Here is a 15,833-nt window from a genome sequence, read left to right as displayed (position 1 = left end):
CAGAAAGGGCGAGGACATGACCACCGATACCGAAAGCGACGAGAAAATCGAGGTGATCCCGGACGCGTTCGTGGACGCGCTTCTCAGCCGGCGCGCCGACCTGATCGAACCCTATCTCGGCGCCCGCACTGCCGAAGTCGTCGCCGCGCTCAATGGCTCTTCCGCTGCGGAAGAGCAACTGAAACAGTGGGTCGAGATGTCGATCACGGCCAACAGCAGCGTCCGGCAGGTGGCGGAGATGACCCGCTCCGTCCAGGAGGTCGATCACCGCACCCAGTCGATCGCCTCGGCCGTGGAAGAACTCTCGGCGACGGTGCAGAGCATCAGTTCCACGTCCGAGGCCGCGGCGTCCGAGGCGCGCGACGCCGTGGAAGTCTCCGAGTCCGGACGGCGCGCGACGACCGATGCCGTCGCGGCGATGGAAGCGGTTTTCGAGGTCGTGCAGTCGGCGGTGGAAAAGGTCGAGTCTCTGGCGGAGGCCTCGAAAACCATCGGCGAGATCGTCTCCACCATCGAGGCCATCGCCAAGCAGACCAATCTGCTCGCCCTCAACGCGACCATCGAGGCGGCACGTGCCGGCGAGGCCGGCAAGGGTTTCGCAGTCGTCGCCGGCGAAGTGAAGGGCCTTGCGAACCAGACCGCCGGCGCGACCGACGATATCCGGGCCCGGATCTCCGAACTGCGGAGCGAGATGGACCAAATCGTCACGGTGATGCGCGACGGCGCCGAGAAGGTCGAGCACGGCCGCGGATCGATCGACACAGCCGGTACCGAAATGGAGCGGCTGGCCGCCGGCATTACTTCGGTCACCGACCGGATGGAACAGGTCGCCGGCATCCTCATCGAACAGGAAGCCGCCACCTCCGAAATCGCGAGCGGCGTTTCCGTCATCGCCCGGATGAGCGCCGAGAACGTCGAACTTATCAACGGCGCGATTACCTCGCTCGAACGAAGCGCGCCGATCGTCGCCAAGTCGATCGACGCGTTCGTGAAGCAGGGAGTGCCCAACGCCACCATTCACGCGGCGAAATCGGATCACATGATCTGGATGCGCCGGCTGTCCCAGATGCTGGCTGGACGTCAGGTGCTCAACCCTACGGAACTTGCAGACCACCACAGCTGCCGCCTTGGCAAGTGGTACGACGCGCAGAACGACGCCGAGCTGACCGGCCATCCGGCCTGGAAGGCTCTGGTCGCGCCGCATAAGGAAGTTCACCGCGCCGGGATCGCGGCGGCGGAAACCTTCAATTCAGGCGACCTGGATGGCGCGATCAAATTGGTCTACGAGGCCAGCAAGGCTTCGGACGAGGTGATGCGCCTCCTGGACGACCTCTCCGAGCATCTCGCGGCATAGGGAGAGGGGGCGGCTAGCCCCACGGCCCCTGCACCGCGCCGCGCGTACCGGCCATCTTTTCGAGCGCTGCGATCCGGTTCCGCGTGTTCGGATGGGTGGAGAAGAGATTGTCCACCGCGTGGGCATGCAGCGGATTGATGATGAACATGTGTGCCGTCGCCGGGTTCCGCTCGGCGGCGTGGTTATCAATCGTCTGCGCGCCTTTCTCCAGCTTGGCGAGCGCCGAGGCGAGCCAGAGCGGACGGCCACAGATCTCCGCGCCGATCCGGTCCGCTTCGTATTCCCGAGAGCGGCTGATCGCCATCTGCACCAGCATGGCGGCCATCGGCGCAAGAAACATCATCGCAAGCGTGCCGATGAGGCCGAGCGGATTGTTCCGGTTGTTTCCGAAGAAGAGCGCGAAATTCGCCAGCATGGAGATCGCGCCGGCAATGGTCGCGGTGATGGTCATGATCAGAGTGTCGCGATTCTTCACGTGGGCGAGTTCGTGCGCCATAACCCCCGCGACCTCCTCGCGGCTCATCCGTTCCAGCAGACCGCGGGTCGCCGCGACGGCCGCGTTCTCGGGATTGCGCCCGGTCGCGAAGGCATTCGGCTGGGCCTGGTCGATCAGGTAGACCTTCGGCATCGGCAACTCGGCGCGGGCCGCGAGGTCCCGCACCAAGTCGTGAAACCACGGCAGATCGCCGCGTTGGATTTCCCGCGCGCCATACATGCCGAGCACCATCTTGTCGGCATTCCAGTAGGTGAAGAGATTCATGCCGGCCGCGAAGACCAGCGCCATCAGCATGCCCGCCTCGCCGCCGAGCAGATAGCCGACGCCGAGAAACAGCGCCGTCATCCCGGCCAGAAGTAAAGCAGTGCGCGCGTACCCCATTTTTTCCTCTGCTCGTTCGCCAATTCGCCCGGGAAGCCCCGGAACGTTGAATAGGTGGGAACGGCCACCGCCCGATCAAGACTTGGCGAGGAACACGCGAGAGCGCATATAGGGGCACATGAGCGACAAGAAACGAAGCTTCACCGAAGTCACGGTCAAGGGCGCCGGCACGACACGCAAGGTGCTCGACGCCGCCGAGTTCGTCGTCCCGGCCCAGTTGAAACCGGAGACGAAAGGCGCGCCGAACGCGGACGAGATCGGCGGCTATGACGGGCCGGAGCCGACCCGTTTTGGCGACTGGGAGCACAAGGGCCGCACGACGGACTTCTGAGCCGCGCGGCCTCTTACGTCAGATCAGGCGACCGGCTCGCGGTGAATGACGCCGGTCAGGCATCCCATCGCGCCCGCCGCCTTCACGAGTTCCGAGCAGTCGACCGTGATGCATTCCACACCCGCATCTTCATAGACCTTCTGCGCGGCCTCGTACCCGGCACACATCAGGATCTTGCGGGGGCCGAGAGTGACGATGTTCATCGCCCGGTTCAGCTCCAGATCCGGGCCTTCCGGCAGCCAGATCACCTTGTAGCCGCGCTCTTCCAGCGTCCTCACCGTCGCGTGCGGCGTACGGCGCCACCAGCAGACCGCCAGATCCTTGTCGATGATCCGGAGCAGGCCCATGAAATGCATGCAGCCGAACGGCATGTCGACCGGGATGGTCTCGATCTCCATGTCCGCCATCAGATCGTCGATCTGCATCGCGGCCTCGGCGTTGGTGCGCTGGCCGAGACCGATCATGACGGTCTCGGGATCGAGCCACATCAGGTCCGCGCCCTCGAACAGCGCATCGCCGCGCAGGGTCCTGAGGATCGGCACCCCGATATCCGCGAGCCGACGGGCGACCAGCCGCTCCTCGCCCGCGCGCACGGTCGAGGCCGGGCGGGCCAGGATCGCGCCCTCCGGGGTCATGACGAAGAGGTCGGCGCAGAACATCTGGTTCGGCGAGGGCGTCGCCGGCGGATCGACATAGTGCACCTCGACGCCGTTCGCCCTGTAGGCCTCGGCGATCGCATCGTGCTGGGCCCGGGCGAGCCCGAGATCCACCGGCGCCAGCATTTGCACCGCGTCCGGATCGTTGTGCGAGATATCGAGCTCGGCGCCTGGACGATGCATCAGCACGCTCTTGAGCGGCGCCCATTCGGTATCGATCCCTGAAGGCGCCCAGAGATCGCCGATCTCTTCCCTGTGTGTACGCTCACGCCCGGACCAGCCGGGGCCACCATAGGCGGACGTGTTGAACAGACCCTTGCGGTCGCTCATGCGGTGTCTCCTCTGTCTTCGGGCACCGGGCGGAGTGATGCCAGGACGGCCTCCGTATCCGCTCCGAGGGCCGGAACGGGTCGGCGGAGCCTCGCCGGTGTATCGGATAGCTTGACCGGGAAACCGGTCATCCGGATCGTGCTACCATCCGGCTGCTCGACATCCAAGACAAGATCCTGCGCCAGTACCTGCGGATCGCTGAAAACCTCCTCGAGGTTCATCACCCGGCCGCAGGGACAGCCCGCCTTGTTGATCGCCCCGATCCAGTGATCGACGGACTGTTTCTCCATCGTCTCGTTGATCGCCGCGTTGAGCGCCGGCCGGTTCCGCATCCGGCGCTCGTTGGTGGCGTAATCCGGCTGCTCCAGCAGATGCCCGAGACCGATGCAGTTCAGGAAGCGGACGACGAAGGCGTCGTTGGAGGGCGCCACCGCGACCATCCCGTCCGAAGCCCGGAAGAGACCGTAAGGCGCCACGATCGGGTGATCGTTACCGGTGCGCTTCGGAACGTTACCCGTCGCAAAATACTCCGCCGAGAGATACCCCATCATGCTGATCAACCCGCCGGTCAGCGAGGATTCGACGCGCTGTCCCTTCCCGATCCGGCCTCGCGCATGCAGCGCCGCGAGCGTCCCGAAAGCGGCATAGAGTCCCGCGATCAGGTCGCTCATCGGCGGCGCCGCCCGCATCGGATCTTCGCCGTCCGCCCCGTTCACGCTCATGAAGCCGCTCATCGCCTGGGCGATAAAGTCGAAGGACGGCCGGTCGACATAGGGTCCGGTCGAACCGTAGCCGTTGACGCTGGTGACGATCAGGTTCGGGTTCAGATCGTCGAGCCGCGCCTGGGTGAACCCCATCTTGGCAAGCACGCCCGGCCGGTAGTTCTCCACCAGAACATCCGCGGTCTCGATCAGCCGCCCAAGCGTCTCCTTGCCCTCCTCCGTGTAGAGGTCGAGCACGACCGAGCGCTTGTTGCGGTTGAACTGGGCGAAATACCAGCTGACGCCATGCTTGATGACGCCCTGATCGCGGACCGGGTCGCCGGACGGCGTCTCGACCTTGATCACTTCGGCGCCCATGTCGGCGAGCAGCTGGGTACAGAACGGTCCGGCCAGAATGCGGGTCAGATCGACGACCCGGATATCGGAAAGCGGCATCTGGATCAGCCCACCGCCGTCTGCACATCCCCCATGCCATGAAGCTGCAGGCGCGGGCCCGCCTTCATCACCTGTCCCGGCAGCGGATGATCGAGCGCCTCCTCGACCTCGTTCGCGATATGCATCAGCTTCTCGAGATCGATGCCGGTTTCGATGCCCATCTCGTGCATCAGATAGACCAGATCCTCGGTGCAGATATTGCCCGTCGCCTTCGGCGCAAAGGGACAGCCGCCGGCACCGCCGAAGGAACTGTCGTAATGGGTCACGCCCTCGTCGAGGCCGGCCACAACGTTCACGAGGCCGATGCCACGCGTGTTGTGGAAATGCAGATGAATCGGCAGGCTCGGCACGTGCTCCTTCAGATAGCGCACGTTGCGGGAGACCAGCGGCGGCGTCGCCATCCCGGTGGTGTCGCCCAGCGCCACGCTCTGGAAGCCGAAATCGACGAAATGCTTGGCGATATAGCCGAGCCGCTCCGCCGGGACATTGCCCTCGAACGGACAGCCAAAAGCGGTCGCGATCGCGGCGGACACAGGAATTTTCGCCTCCTCGGCGATCTTCGCGACCTGGGCGAAGCCGGCGAGCGACTCGTCCGTGGAGCGGTTCACGTTCTTTTGATTGTGGCTCTCGGAGGCGGAGACGAAGACGATCATCTCGTCCACTCCGGCCTCGGCGGCGCGGATCGCGCCCTTCACGTTCGGGACGAGAGCCGCCAGCACGGCGCCCTTGCTGCGGTCGACGCCCGCGAGGACATCGAGCACATCGGCCAGCTGCGGCACCGCCCGCGGCGAGACGAAAGAGGAGAACTCCATACGCTTCACACCCGCGTCGATCAGCTCGTTGATCAATTTGATCTTGAGTTCCGTCGGCACGAATTTCGGCTCCGCCTGAAGGCCGTCACGCGGCCCGACTTCCGTAATTTCCACCCTGGTCGGCCTTGCCATTTTCCTGACTCCTGTCGCCTGTGTCGCACCGGTTCCCGGTTTCGGCCCGCATCCTAGCGGATTCCGCCGCCCGATCCAGTCGCCGCTCGGGAACAATTGCCGTTCCGAGCGACGGATGAGAGGCGCTCGAATTTAGGAATTGGTAACGAAATGCGCCGATATTGTTTTTGCAAACGATTCGCGGAACTTCGCCATGAAGAGCAAGAAGAGCAAGGCCCTTCAACCAATTGACCCTAGACCGCTGGCGCTCGCCGCCCTGATTGCGGTGCTTTTCTGGTGCGCCCAGGCATTCGGAGCCTCGCCGGCGCGCAACCTGAATCAGGATGGTCTGGCGCTCCGGGGATACGATCCCGTCGCTTATTTCGTCGTCGGCCGAGCCGAGCGCGGCGACGCTTCCTTTGCGGCGGCCTATGAGGGCGCGACCTACCATTTTGCCTCGGCAGAGCGCCGCGAGGCCTTTCTCGCGGAACCGCGCCTCTATGTACCGAGCTATGGCGGGTTCTGCGCCTACGGCGTCGCTGTCGGCCAGAAATTCGACGGCGATCCGGAAGTGTTCGCCCTGGTGGAGGGCAAGCTGTATCTGCAGCTCGATCGCGCGACCCAGACGCTCTGGAAAGCCGACCTCGACAAGAACATCGCGATCGCCGACCGGACATGGCCGGTGATCGCAAAGATTCCCGCGGCGGTCCTGAATGACTAATCCCACCACCCCGAGCCCCGTGGACCAACCCGCCCTCAAATCGATCAGCGCCCGGTACCTCACACGGTTCGTGCCGATCATCGTCGTGGTGTTCGCCGTCCTGATTGCCATCTACGGCACCATCACCTACCGCGAATCGAAGGTGAATCTGGCCGCGAAGCTCGATACGCTCCTCGCCCGGCAGTCGCTGCTGCTCGGAGAAGCGGTCGCAAACAGGCGCGACGACCGCATCGGCCTGCTGGTTGCACAGACCATCGCCGACCGGGACCTTGCAACCATCGCCGTGCTCGACAGCGATGGCGCCGTACTGAACAAATACGGCTCCGTTCCGGATCGGACCGACGCCCTCGTGGGGCGGATCGCGATCAATCACATGAGCGCGGACAGCTATGAGCGTGTCGGGACCCTCATCGTCAGCATGAGCGACGGGCCGGCGATCGCGCAGCTGGTCAATTCGCTGATCTATATTTCTCTGCTCGGGCTCGCCCTGATCGCGTCGGCCGCGGTCGCGGCGCATCTCGTGCTCCGTGCGACCGTTAGCCAGCCGCTCGACATGATGCTGAACGCGATCCATATCCAGCGCGACAGCGGCGCCCGGATCCCGATCGATTGGGAAAGCCAGGACCAGATCGGCCAGGTGGTGGCGGCCTACAACGCGCTGCAGGGCCGTCAGACGAAGACCGAAGCTGACCTGACCCGGCTGCGAGACAAGGCGGAGCGGGCGCACCAGTCGAAATCCGATTTCGTCGCCCGCGTGATCGACGAGATCCGGACGCCTCTCAACTCGATCGTCGGGTTCTCGGAGATCGTCAGCACCCGGCGCTTCGGACCGGACACGATCCAGCGTTACATAAACTATGCGGGCAACATCAACCAGGCGGCCCGCCACCTTCTGTTTCTGATCGAGAACGTTCTGGAGCTTACCCGGCTCGAAGGCGGCGAAGTCGAGCCGACCTTCGCTCCGACGCCGGTGATCTCGATCCTGCGCCGCGCCGAGACAAACGCCGCGTCTCTCCCGCGCAACCGCGATGTGCGTCTGCGGGTGGCGGGCGGCAAAGCAGACCAAGCGTTGCATGTCGACGGAGAGCTCATGGTTTCCCTACTCGGGAAACTGCTCGAAAACGCGCTGCGCCACACGCCCGAAGGGGGCAATGTCGAGCTGTCCTACGAGGTCAGACCGAGCGGTACCGCTTGCTTTACCGTGACGGACCCGGGCCCTGGAATGCCCGAGGAAGAGGCGCAGAGACTGCTTATTCCTTTTGCGGCCTCGCGCGATTTCGAGGATCGCAGTTCCCAAGGCTCCGGCCTCGGCCTGCCGATCTGCAAGATCCTCGCGGAACTGCACGGCGGCGCCATCGAGATCACCAACCTCGCGGGGGGCGGCCTCGCGGTATCCGTTCTGCTTCCGCCCTCGCGGACGATCGAGGCACGGCCATCCGATGCATCAGCGCGTGGCGATGAAGAGCCCCGCACCGATCATCACGCCTCCGGCGCTGCGGTTCAGCACCTGAACGGCGCGGGCTGAGCGAACACTTGGAGCCGACCGGGCGCGCCTCGAGCGGAACCGGTTTCGCCAGCCAGAGCTTCGCCCCGAGCCAGAGCAGATAGGCCCTACATCCACTTCACGACGAAGAACACATCGCCCAGCAATTCGGCGACGATCTGCAGGCCGGAGATGGCGAGCATGAGGAAGATCAGATCGCCGATGCAGACGCCGATATTGTACTGGAACCCGCTCCAGAACCCGTTCGCCAGGGATTTGGCGATCGTGGTCAGCATTGAGGGGCCGGGCGTCAGGGTCAGGATGACCATGCCGAGCGCGAAGGCAAGCGCGGTTTCCAGTGTCATGGGATCAACTCCGAAAGGCAAAGGGAGAAGCGGGTAATTGACCGATTGCACGGCCAAACGGCGCCGGCCGATACTCCCTACAAAACCATAACAGGCGCTCCGGGGAGGAAAGACCAGTGGCAAACGACAGGATCATCACCGACGGCCTGATGTTCCCGGAAGGACCGATCGCGATGCCGGACGGCACGGTTGTTCTGGTCGAGATCGGGCGCCGCACGCTGACGCGCGTCTTCCCGGACGGGCGCAAGGAGATTATCGCCGAGCCCGGCGGCGGCCCGAACGGCGCTGCCATCGGCCCCGACGGCAAGTGCTATGTCTGCAACAATGGCGGCTTCAAGTTCCTCGGGGGCAACGCGCCCGGCAACATGCGGGTGGTCGGTCAGGCGGACGATTACAGTGGCGGGCGCATAGAACGTATCGACCTGGAAACCGGGAAGGTCGAACGGCTCTATGACAGCTGCGACGGCCGGCCGCTCAAAGGTCCGAACGACATCGTCTTCGACCGCGACGGCGGCTTCTGGTTCACCGATCTCGGCAAGGTGCGCGACCGGGAGATGGATCGGGGTGCGGTCTACTACGCGAAAGCGGACGGCAGCCTGATCAAGGAGGCGATCCAGCCGATCCTGACCCCGAACGGCATCGGTCTCAGCCCTGACGAGAAAACCCTCTATGTCGCCGAGACCGAAAGCGGTCAGCTCTGGGCCTATCCTATCACCGGCCAGGGCGAGGTCTCGAAGCTGGGCTTTCCGCCTTCAATCAACGGCGGCCGGCTGGTCGGCGCGGACGGCGGGTGGCGGCGCTACGACTCGCTCGCTGTCGAAGCGAACGGCAATATCTGCGTCGCCACGCTGATGAGCGGCGGCATCACCGTCGCCAGGCCGGAGGGCGGTCTGGTCGAGTTCATCGAGACCGGCGATCCCTACACGACGAACATCTGCTTCGGCGGTCCGGATCTGAAGACCGCCTACATCACGCTCTCCTGGGCCGGGCAGCTGCTCGAGATGGACTGGCCCCGCCCCGGACTGCCGCTCAACTTCCTCAATGTCTGAAGAGATATCCCGCATTGCCTCCCGGCGGGTTGACCACCCCTGTCGGGAGGCGTAAAGACAGCTCCATGGAAATCAAGCTCCAGGCCCTACCGCCACGAATGTCCGAATAAGCGGCCGCGCTGCGCGGTGACCGCCCGCCGACTTTCGTCCATTTTCGCCTGAGCTTTTTCCATGACCGATTTTTCCACGATCACTCCTGTCCGCACGCCGTGGCGCCATGAACTTTCGGCGACCCTGAAACTCGCTTGGCCGCTGGTTCTGACACAGCTCGCCACCATCGCGCTGAACACCATCGACGTCATCATGATAGGCTGGCTCGGCCCGGAAGAACTGGCCGCCGCCACGCTGGCGACCTCCACGATCTTCCCGCTGGTATTCTTCGGCATCGGCCTGCTTGCCGCGACCGCCGCGATGTTCAGCCATGAGATCGGCGGCATCCATCTGCGCGGCGTCAGGCGGACATTGCGCCAGGGCTTCTGGGTCGCGATCACCCTTTGCATCCCCTGCATAGCGCTGCTCTCGAATGCCGAGGCACTGATGCTCCTGATGGGCCAGGATCCGTGGCTCGCGGCGACCGCCGACACCTATGTCGCACATGCCAAATGGGGACTGCTGCCGCTGATGTGCTTCACGGTGCTGCGCAATTTCGTCACCGCCCATTCCCGGCCGCGGTCCTCGATGGTGATCCTGATCGTCTCCATCGGCCTCAACGCCGTGCTGGATTATGGCCTGATCTTCGGCAGGTTCGGCTTTCCGGAAATGGGGCTCGTCGGTGCCGCCATCGCAACGGTCGCCGTGCAGTGCTTCATGTTCCTGGCCCAGACCGCCTTCGTGCTGACCGACCGCAAGTTCCGGCGCTACAACCTGTTCGGCCGCTTTTGGCGCCCGGACTGGCACCGCTATTTCGAGATCATGAAGATCGGTGTGCCGATCGGTCTGACCGTTCTCGCAGAGGCCGGGCTGTTCGCGGCAAGCTCCTTCATGGTCGGCCTGTTCGGTCCCGACCAGCTCGCCGCGCACGCCGTTGCGCTGCAATGTTCGTCGGTCACCTTCATGGTCCCGCTCGGCGTCAGCCAGGCGGCGACCATCCGGGTCGGCCTCGCCATGGGCCGCAAGCGGCTGCACGACGCCCTGCTCGCGGGCCGGATATCGGCCTTTGTCGGGGTGGGATTCGCGGTGATCGCCGCCCTGATCTTCTGGTTCGGGAGCGAGATCCTCGTCGGCTTCTATCTGCACCTCGACGATCCGGAGAATGCGGACGCCGTCAGGTTTGCCGTCCTGTTCCTCTGGATCAGCGCGGTCTTCCAGCTCGTCGATGCGGGGCAAGCCGTGGCAGCGGGCAGTCTGCGCGGGTTGAAAGACACGACGATCCCGGCGGTTCTGGCGTTCCTCGGATATTGGGTCTTCGGTTTCTCGGCGGGCGCCCTGCTCGCCTTCGAGTTCGATCTGAAGGGCGCGGGCGTCTGGAGCGGGCTCGCGGTCGGGCTGACCGCCGCCTGCTTCGCGCTGATGATCCGCTTCGAGGTGCTGATGCGCCGGGCGATCGCCCGGCACGACGCACCGGCCTAACCGTCAGGCGGTGCGCCGGCCCCCGCGCAGATAGTGGTTCGGCGCGCCCTCGACCTGCGCGACGCGGAGTTCCTGGGCATAGTCGCCGCGCTCCGCGCGCAGCAGCATTTCCTGCCAGAACGGCGGACGGGTCTCGATGCGGAAGGCCTCGGCCAGCACCCGCCCGGTCATGCTCTCCGGCGCCTCGACCTCCAGCGCGGCCAGCATGGTCGGCACGATGTCGACCAGCCCCGTCGGCGTTTCGACCACATGTGCCTCGCGGAACAGGTCGCCTCCGGCGGTGAGCAGGTTGTTCAGCTCGTGCTGGTGCAGCCCGCCATGCATGCCACCGCCGACCGAGATGTCGCCGTTATCGGCATAGGCCAGCCCCGGATAACCATGCGCGTTGGCGCCGTCCGAGGTGCGCAGCACCATGTAGAGATCGGGCGCCCGGCTGCCCGCGACGTTGATCGCGCTCATCGGCAGCGCGCCCTGCCGCTCCTCGCGGCTGAAGACGAGACCGCACCAGTCCTGCCGGATCAGCCAGTCGAAGACCTTCTCCGTGATCTCCGGGTCGCGATCCCGGATGCTGATGCCGCCCGCGTAGCTCCGCTTGACGACCACGTCCACGTCCGGACCGATCGCCCGGCCGACCCGGAACCCGGCCTTCGCCAGTTCGTCTGCGACATTGATCTGCCCGGTGACGGTGATCTGGCCGTGATCGGAGGCGGCGACGATCTGCCAGCCTTCCTCCCGGCCCACGGCTTCCCACCAATCGAGAATGCGGCGGAAAGCATCGTCCACCGCCTTGATCGCCCTGAGGCTCTCCGGCGAGCCGATCTCCCGGTAATGGAAACTGAGGTCCGGCTCGTTGAACCAGACCACCTGAACGTCGGCGTCGTGCTTCGGAATGAACTCCTCGAGCAGCACGCTCGCCGCATAGTCCATCACCGCGACATTGGGCAATTGCTGTTCCGGAACCGGACCGAAGCGTTCGACAACCGCGTCGAATTCCGCCGCCGGGCTGGAGATATCCGCGCCCCAGATCGAGAACACCGGTTGGCCCTGAGAGGCGGCGCCGAGATTGAGCAGACGGGCATTCCCGATCTTGCCGGTCGTGACCACGGCATATTTCCGTCCCGCCTCGTGCAGGATCTCGCCGATATTGCGCGAGCCCTGCAGGCGACCGTAATGCTTCGCCGCCGCTGTCATCTTGGCATCGTCCGAAGTATCCATCGGCCCGTCGAAGCCGAGATCAGGATCGTAGAAGCTGTTGCCCATGATCCCGTGTCCCGGGCGCTGGTTGTCGCCCGCCGGATGCAGCGCGGCATGCCCCGGAAAGGACCCGGTGACGAAGCTGGACACTTGCACCCGGGTCTCTACGGGGAAGACCGAGGCGCTGTTCGGAAAATCGGTCCAGGTCTGGCGGAAACCATGGATGGCCGGCGCGGTGTCGGCACGCACCATGTCCCGGCGGAGGCCGTCGAAAAGCACGAAGAGAAAACGCGGCCGCGGCATGGAATAACCTCACGAGACATGGGCAAAAGACCCGGCATTCTCCTCCCGCGAAGAACGCCGGGCAAGATGCCTCCGCGTGAAAGCTGCGTTACGGAATGCGACAGGATGGCTGCAAATTTATTTCAGTTCGATAAGTCTAGAACAATCGTTGACTCGGTTCCTCAACGCGATTAGATTGGGCCCATGGATATCGAAACCGCATCGAAGTGCCTTTCCGAACTCGGCAACCCGCATCGGCTTGAGGCGTTCCGCCTGCTGATCAAGGCGGGGCCCGAGGGGGTGTCTGTCGGGGATATTCAGAGGCATCTGAACATCCCGAAATCGACCCTCTCCCATCACATCTCGCATCTGGTCTGGGCCGGTCTCGCCCGCCAGGAACGGGAAGGAAGGGTGCTGCGCTGCACGGCGAATTTCGAACTGGCCAACCAGCTCGTCGCTTATCTCTGTGCCGAGTGCTGCAGCGGTCTCGATGTCGTGCCGATGGAAGAACAGGAAGGCGCCTGAGCCTTTTTATTTGCGAAAATAATTCGACAATTCTGGAATCACGGGACAAGATCATGACCACCGCAGAACTGACACGCTCCCTCTCGCTCAGGTTCGGCCGCATCGACCGGGTCTGGATCGTCATCGCCCTGCTCTTCGGCGCACTCGCGCTTCTGGCGCCCCCGCAAATGCCGACCAGCGCCCGCTTCACGATCAACGCCCTGATCAACATCGCCCCCTTCCTCGCCGTTTCCGTGGCCGTTGCCGCCTTCGCCCGGGCGAGCGGTCTCGACCACCAGATCGGGCGCGCCTTTTCCGGCAATGCCCCACGGGCGATCATGCTAGCCGCCGCCTTCGGCGCGCTGTCGCCCTTCTGTTCCTGCGGCGTGGTACCGATCATCGCCGGATTGCTCGGCGCCGGCGTTCCCCTGGCTCCGGTCATGGCCTTCTGGCTCGCCTCGCCGCTGATGGATCCGGAGATGTTCATCCTGATGCTGCCGGTGATGGGCGTTGAATTCACCGTCGCCAAAATGCTCGCCGCCTTCGGGATCGGCGCGGTCGCCGGTTTCGCCACCCATGTCATGATCAAGGGAGGCGCCTTCAGCGACGCCTTGCGGCCGCAACTGACCAAAGGATGCGGCAGCGGCTGCGGCGGCTCCAGCGCCCTTAGAACGGAAAAGATCGTCTGGTCCTTCTGGTCGGAGCCCGAGCGGCGCTCGGCCTTTGCAGGCGAAGCCAGGACCACAGGCCTCTTTCTGCTGAAATGGCTGACCCTCGCCTTCCTGCTCGAGAGCCTGATGGTCGCCTACGTGCCCGCGGACAAGATCGCGACCTATCTCGGCGGCGGCGAGTGGTGGACCATTCCGGCGGCCATTCTGGTCGGCGTGCCGACTTATCTCAACGGCTACGCGGCAATCCCGCTGGTCGGCGGCCTGATGGATCTCGGTATGATGCCGGCGGCAGGCCTCGCCTTCATGATCGCGGGCGGGATCACCAGCATTCCCGCGTCCATGGCCGTATTCGCCTTGGTACGCGGTGGTGTCTTCGCCTGGTACCTGGCGCTCGGTCTGCTCGGGTCGCTCGCCACGGCGTACGGATTTGCCCTCTATCTTGCGATTTCGGCATGATATCCTTGCATCTAGCCGGTTATTGCTTCAGCAAGCGACGTGCTTACTTAAGCTGACACCGCCGGGCCTCTGACGGGCCCTGCAGCCAACGACGCCGCGGATGCAGCGGGGAGGACTGAATGGTGGACATAAATCCGAGACCTAAAGCGGTCCTCGATCCGGTCTGGAACGACATGTTGAGGGATGCGGCGGCTTGGGCTGACCAGGAATCCGCGCTTGCGAGCTGGATGCATGCAAGTGTCCTCGATCAGCAGACATTCGAAGACGCGCTCTCCTATCTGATCTCGCAAAAAATCGGCGGGCCGGAAATGAGCGATCTCTCGGTCTACCAGGTCGTGCACAGCGCCGTGCTGTCCGATCCGAGGATCGGCGAGGCGGCCCGGGCCGATCTCTCCGCCACTTACGAGCGCGACCCCGCCTGCACCAGCTATCTGGAGCCGTTCCTTTACTTCAAGGGTTTCCACGCCCTGCAGGCCTACCGCATCTCCCACTGGCTCTGGGGCCACGGGCGCGAATATCTCGCCAAGTATTTCCAGAGCCGGATTGCCAGCGTGTTCGGCGTCGACATCCACCCGGCCGCCCGCATCGGCAAGGGCATCATGGTCGACCATGGCACCGGCCTTGTCATCGGCGAGACCGCGGTGGTCGAGGACGGCGTCTCCCTGCTCCACGCGGTGACCCTCGGCGGTACCGGCAAGGAAACCGGCGACCGTCACCCGAAGGTCCGCCGCGGCACCATGATCGGTGCCGGCGCAAAAATCCTCGGCAATATCGAAGTCGGAGAATGCTCCCGCGGCGGCGCGGGGTCCGTGGTGGAGAAGACCGTGCCGCCGACCCCCACCGTCGCCGGCGTGCCGGCGAAAGAAGTGGGCACGGCCGGCTGCGAGCAGCCGGCCCTCTCCATGAACCAGCAGTTTCTCGAGGAAGATTACGACTGACCTGCGGGCGAACCTGAGCGCGGATGCGCTCAGGCTGCCTTCTGCGGCCAGATTCCTCCGAGCGCGGCGGTCGCCTCGCGTGCGACCGAGCAGACGATCTTTCCGAGCTTGTCGATCCGCTCGTCGGTGATACGTGCGGTCGGCCCCGAGATCGAGATCGCCGCCAGCGGTTCGCTGTGATGCCCGAAGACAGCCGAGGCGACACAGCGCAGCCCGACCGAGTGTTCCTCGTTGTCGACAGCGAATTCGACGTCGCGAACACGCTGGAGTTCCGCTTCCATCCTCGGCAGAGCGTCGATGGTGCGGCGCGTCTTGTATTCCGCACTGACCCGGGCCAGCAGTTTCGACACCTCGTCGGTCTTCATCCGCGCCAGCAAGGTCTTGCCGACGGCGGAGCCGGCGATGGGCACACGCGCGCCCGGCTTGGCAAAGGCCCGCATCATCTCGCGGCATTCAACCTGGGCCAGATAGACCATTTCGTCATGGTCGCGGACCGCCAGGTTGACGGTCTCCCCGCTCTCCTCCATCAGGCGGCGCATATAGGGACGGGTGATCGCGACGAGATCCCGGGTGCGCAGAAAGGCATTGCCGACGGCGAAACACTGCACGCCGATCTGCCAGGCGCCGCGTTCGGTATCGAAACGGACATAGCGCTCCTGCTGCAACGTCGTGAGCAGCCGGTGCACCGTTGAGGGTGGCAGTGTGACGGTGTGGGCAATCTCTGTCAGGGTCATGCCGTCCTCGTCCGCCGCGAGCGCGTTCAGAACGCTTATAGCGCGTGCGACAGATTGGATCTGGCCTGACCGTTCTGCATCCGATCGCTTGGGAGATGCGGTCATGTGCTCGTATGTTTCCCTTAGCTTTGTATACAATTTCTATTGGCGCGACTTTACTGCCAACGTCCGGTTTTGATTCATTCTAAGTTTCCGCATGGTGGGATACAATTGCATTTTTGGAATGAATGGTTCTCATT

The 15,833-nt window shown here is 64.3% G+C and carries 16 protein-coding genes; 9 read left to right on the top strand and 7 right to left on the bottom strand.

Annotated features, from left to right (window positions below; all coding sequences use genetic code 11):
- Positions 1-16 precede the first annotated feature (16 nt).
- Positions 17-1,354 (top strand): methyl-accepting chemotaxis protein, encoded by a 1,338-nt coding sequence (locus IG122_RS00490; RefSeq protein WP_193179424.1) that lies wholly within the window; start codon positions 17-19, stop codon positions 1,352-1,354.
- Positions 1,355-1,367: 13 nt separating this feature from the next.
- Here the strand turns inward: IG122_RS00490 and htpX are convergent, their stop codons facing one another.
- Entirely contained in the window at positions 1,368-2,231 is an 864-nt protein-coding gene (gene htpX / locus IG122_RS00485; protein ID WP_193179422.1) for a zinc metalloprotease HtpX, read from the bottom strand.
- 118 nt (positions 2,232-2,349) lie between these two features.
- Between htpX and IG122_RS00480 the strand changes: the two genes are divergently transcribed.
- Positions 2,350-2,562: a DUF1674 domain-containing protein gene (locus IG122_RS00480; RefSeq protein ID WP_193179420.1), complete on the top strand. Its 213-nt coding sequence runs from the start codon at positions 2,350-2,352 to the stop codon at positions 2,560-2,562.
- Between the two features lie 23 nt (positions 2,563-2,585).
- Here the strand turns inward: IG122_RS00480 and IG122_RS00475 are convergent, their stop codons facing one another.
- From IG122_RS00475 to IG122_RS00465, 3 genes are read right to left on the bottom strand one after another with little or no spacing between them, the layout of a single operon-like run.
- Positions 2,586-3,548 carry a dimethylarginine dimethylaminohydrolase family protein gene (locus tag IG122_RS00475; RefSeq protein WP_193179418.1) on the bottom strand — a complete coding sequence of 321 codons (963 nt, stop codon included), beginning with the start codon at positions 3,546-3,548 and terminating at the stop codon, positions 2,586-2,588.
- Positions 3,545-4,705 (bottom strand): CaiB/BaiF CoA transferase family protein, encoded by a 1,161-nt coding sequence (locus IG122_RS00470; protein ID WP_193179416.1) that lies wholly within the window; start codon positions 4,703-4,705, stop codon positions 3,545-3,547. The genes IG122_RS00475 and IG122_RS00470 overlap by 4 nt, the downstream gene beginning before the upstream one ends.
- A 5-nt stretch (positions 4,706-4,710) precedes the next feature.
- Complete coding sequence (locus IG122_RS00465; RefSeq protein ID WP_193179414.1) at positions 4,711-5,649, bottom strand: hydroxymethylglutaryl-CoA lyase; 939 nt, start codon at positions 5,647-5,649, stop codon at positions 4,711-4,713.
- Positions 5,650-5,842: 193 nt separating this feature from the next.
- Here IG122_RS00465 and IG122_RS00460 point away from each other — a divergent pair, with 193 nt between their 5' ends.
- Both IG122_RS00460 and IG122_RS00455 read left to right on the top strand, forming a co-directional pair.
- Entirely contained in the window at positions 5,843-6,349 is a 507-nt protein-coding gene (locus tag IG122_RS00460) for a YHS domain-containing (seleno)protein (RefSeq protein WP_193179412.1), read from the top strand.
- The gene (locus IG122_RS00455; RefSeq protein WP_193179410.1) at positions 6,342-7,874 is read left to right on the top strand and encodes a sensor histidine kinase; all 1,533 of its coding nucleotides are present in this window, start codon (positions 6,342-6,344) and stop codon (positions 7,872-7,874) included. The genes IG122_RS00460 and IG122_RS00455 overlap by 8 nt, the downstream gene beginning before the upstream one ends.
- An 86-nt stretch (positions 7,875-7,960) precedes the next feature.
- On the opposite strand, the gene IG122_RS00450 is transcribed toward IG122_RS00455, so the two are convergent.
- On the bottom strand, positions 7,961-8,197 hold the full coding sequence (locus tag IG122_RS00450; protein WP_193179408.1) for a LysE family translocator: 237 nt from the start codon (positions 8,195-8,197) through the stop codon (positions 7,961-7,963).
- Positions 8,198-8,313: 116 nt separating this feature from the next.
- On the opposite strand from IG122_RS00450, the gene IG122_RS00445 reads away from it, so the two are divergent.
- Together IG122_RS00445 and IG122_RS00440 are read left to right on the top strand one after the other, a co-directional pair.
- Positions 8,314-9,246 (top strand): SMP-30/gluconolactonase/LRE family protein, encoded by a 933-nt coding sequence (locus IG122_RS00445; protein ID WP_319024787.1) that lies wholly within the window; start codon positions 8,314-8,316, stop codon positions 9,244-9,246.
- Positions 9,247-9,417: 171 nt separating this feature from the next.
- Positions 9,418-10,815, top strand: coding sequence for an MATE family efflux transporter (locus tag IG122_RS00440; RefSeq protein WP_193179406.1), 1,398 nt, complete (start codon positions 9,418-9,420; stop codon positions 10,813-10,815).
- A 3-nt stretch (positions 10,816-10,818) separates the two neighbouring features.
- Here IG122_RS00440 and IG122_RS00435 read toward each other — a convergent pair whose 3' ends face one another.
- Complete coding sequence (locus IG122_RS00435; protein WP_193179404.1) at positions 10,819-12,312, bottom strand: alkaline phosphatase family protein; 1,494 nt, start codon at positions 12,310-12,312, stop codon at positions 10,819-10,821.
- A 183-nt stretch (positions 12,313-12,495) separates the two neighbouring features.
- Here IG122_RS00435 and IG122_RS00430 point away from each other — a divergent pair, with 183 nt between their 5' ends.
- The 3 genes from IG122_RS00430 (at position 12,496) to cysE (ending at position 14,860) form a co-directional block, all read left to right on the top strand.
- On the top strand, positions 12,496-12,816 hold the full coding sequence (locus tag IG122_RS00430; RefSeq protein ID WP_193179402.1) for an ArsR/SmtB family transcription factor: 321 nt from the start codon (positions 12,496-12,498) through the stop codon (positions 12,814-12,816).
- Between the two features lie 53 nt (positions 12,817-12,869).
- On the top strand, positions 12,870-13,922 hold the full coding sequence (locus IG122_RS00425; RefSeq protein ID WP_193179401.1) for a permease: 1,053 nt from the start codon (positions 12,870-12,872) through the stop codon (positions 13,920-13,922).
- 119 nt (positions 13,923-14,041) lie between these two features.
- Positions 14,042-14,860, top strand: coding sequence for a serine O-acetyltransferase (cysE, locus tag IG122_RS00420; RefSeq protein ID WP_193179400.1), 819 nt, complete (start codon positions 14,042-14,044; stop codon positions 14,858-14,860).
- A gap of 29 nt (positions 14,861-14,889) precedes the next feature.
- On the opposite strand, the gene IG122_RS00415 is transcribed toward cysE, so the two are convergent.
- On the bottom strand, positions 14,890-15,699 hold the full coding sequence (locus IG122_RS00415; RefSeq protein WP_193179399.1) for an IclR family transcriptional regulator: 810 nt from the start codon (positions 15,697-15,699) through the stop codon (positions 14,890-14,892).
- Between the last annotated feature and the right edge of the window lie 134 nt (positions 15,700-15,833).

Origin of the sequence: Nisaea sediminum (assembly GCF_014904705.1) — a bacterium.
GTDB lineage: Bacteria > Pseudomonadota > Alphaproteobacteria > Thalassobaculales > Thalassobaculaceae > Nisaea > Nisaea sediminum.
This window is presented reverse-complemented; position numbering and strand designations above follow the sequence as displayed.

Coding starts and splice junctions, on each gene's coding strand:
- IG122_RS00430 (WP_193179402.1), top strand. CDS start 12,496: ATGGATATCGAAACCGCATCGAAGTGCCTTTCCGAACTCGGCAACCCG.
- cysE (WP_193179400.1), top strand. CDS start 14,042: ATGGTGGACATAAATCCGAGACCTAAAGCGGTCCTCGATCCGGTCTGG.
- IG122_RS00440 (WP_193179406.1), top strand. CDS start 9,418: ATGACCGATTTTTCCACGATCACTCCTGTCCGCACGCCGTGGCGCCAT.
- IG122_RS00435 (WP_193179404.1), bottom strand. CDS start 12,312: ATGCCGCGGCCGCGTTTTCTCTTCGTGCTTTTCGACGGCCTCCGCCGG.
- IG122_RS00470 (WP_193179416.1), bottom strand. CDS start 4,705: ATGCCGCTTTCCGATATCCGGGTCGTCGATCTGACCCGCATTCTGGCC.
- IG122_RS00450 (WP_193179408.1), bottom strand. CDS start 8,197: ATGACACTGGAAACCGCGCTTGCCTTCGCGCTCGGCATGGTCATCCTG.
- IG122_RS00465 (WP_193179414.1), bottom strand. CDS start 5,649: ATGGCAAGGCCGACCAGGGTGGAAATTACGGAAGTCGGGCCGCGTGAC.
- IG122_RS00425 (WP_193179401.1), top strand. CDS start 12,870: ATGACCACCGCAGAACTGACACGCTCCCTCTCGCTCAGGTTCGGCCGC.
- IG122_RS00455 (WP_193179410.1), top strand. CDS start 6,342: ATGACTAATCCCACCACCCCGAGCCCCGTGGACCAACCCGCCCTCAAA.
- htpX (WP_193179422.1), bottom strand. CDS start 2,231: ATGGGGTACGCGCGCACTGCTTTACTTCTGGCCGGGATGACGGCGCTG.
- IG122_RS00480 (WP_193179420.1), top strand. CDS start 2,350: ATGAGCGACAAGAAACGAAGCTTCACCGAAGTCACGGTCAAGGGCGCC.
- IG122_RS00460 (WP_193179412.1), top strand. CDS start 5,843: ATGAAGAGCAAGAAGAGCAAGGCCCTTCAACCAATTGACCCTAGACCG.
- IG122_RS00490 (WP_193179424.1), top strand. CDS start 17: ATGACCACCGATACCGAAAGCGACGAGAAAATCGAGGTGATCCCGGAC.
- IG122_RS00475 (WP_193179418.1), bottom strand. CDS start 3,548: ATGAGCGACCGCAAGGGTCTGTTCAACACGTCCGCCTATGGTGGCCCC.
- IG122_RS00415 (WP_193179399.1), bottom strand. CDS start 15,699: ATGACCGCATCTCCCAAGCGATCGGATGCAGAACGGTCAGGCCAGATC.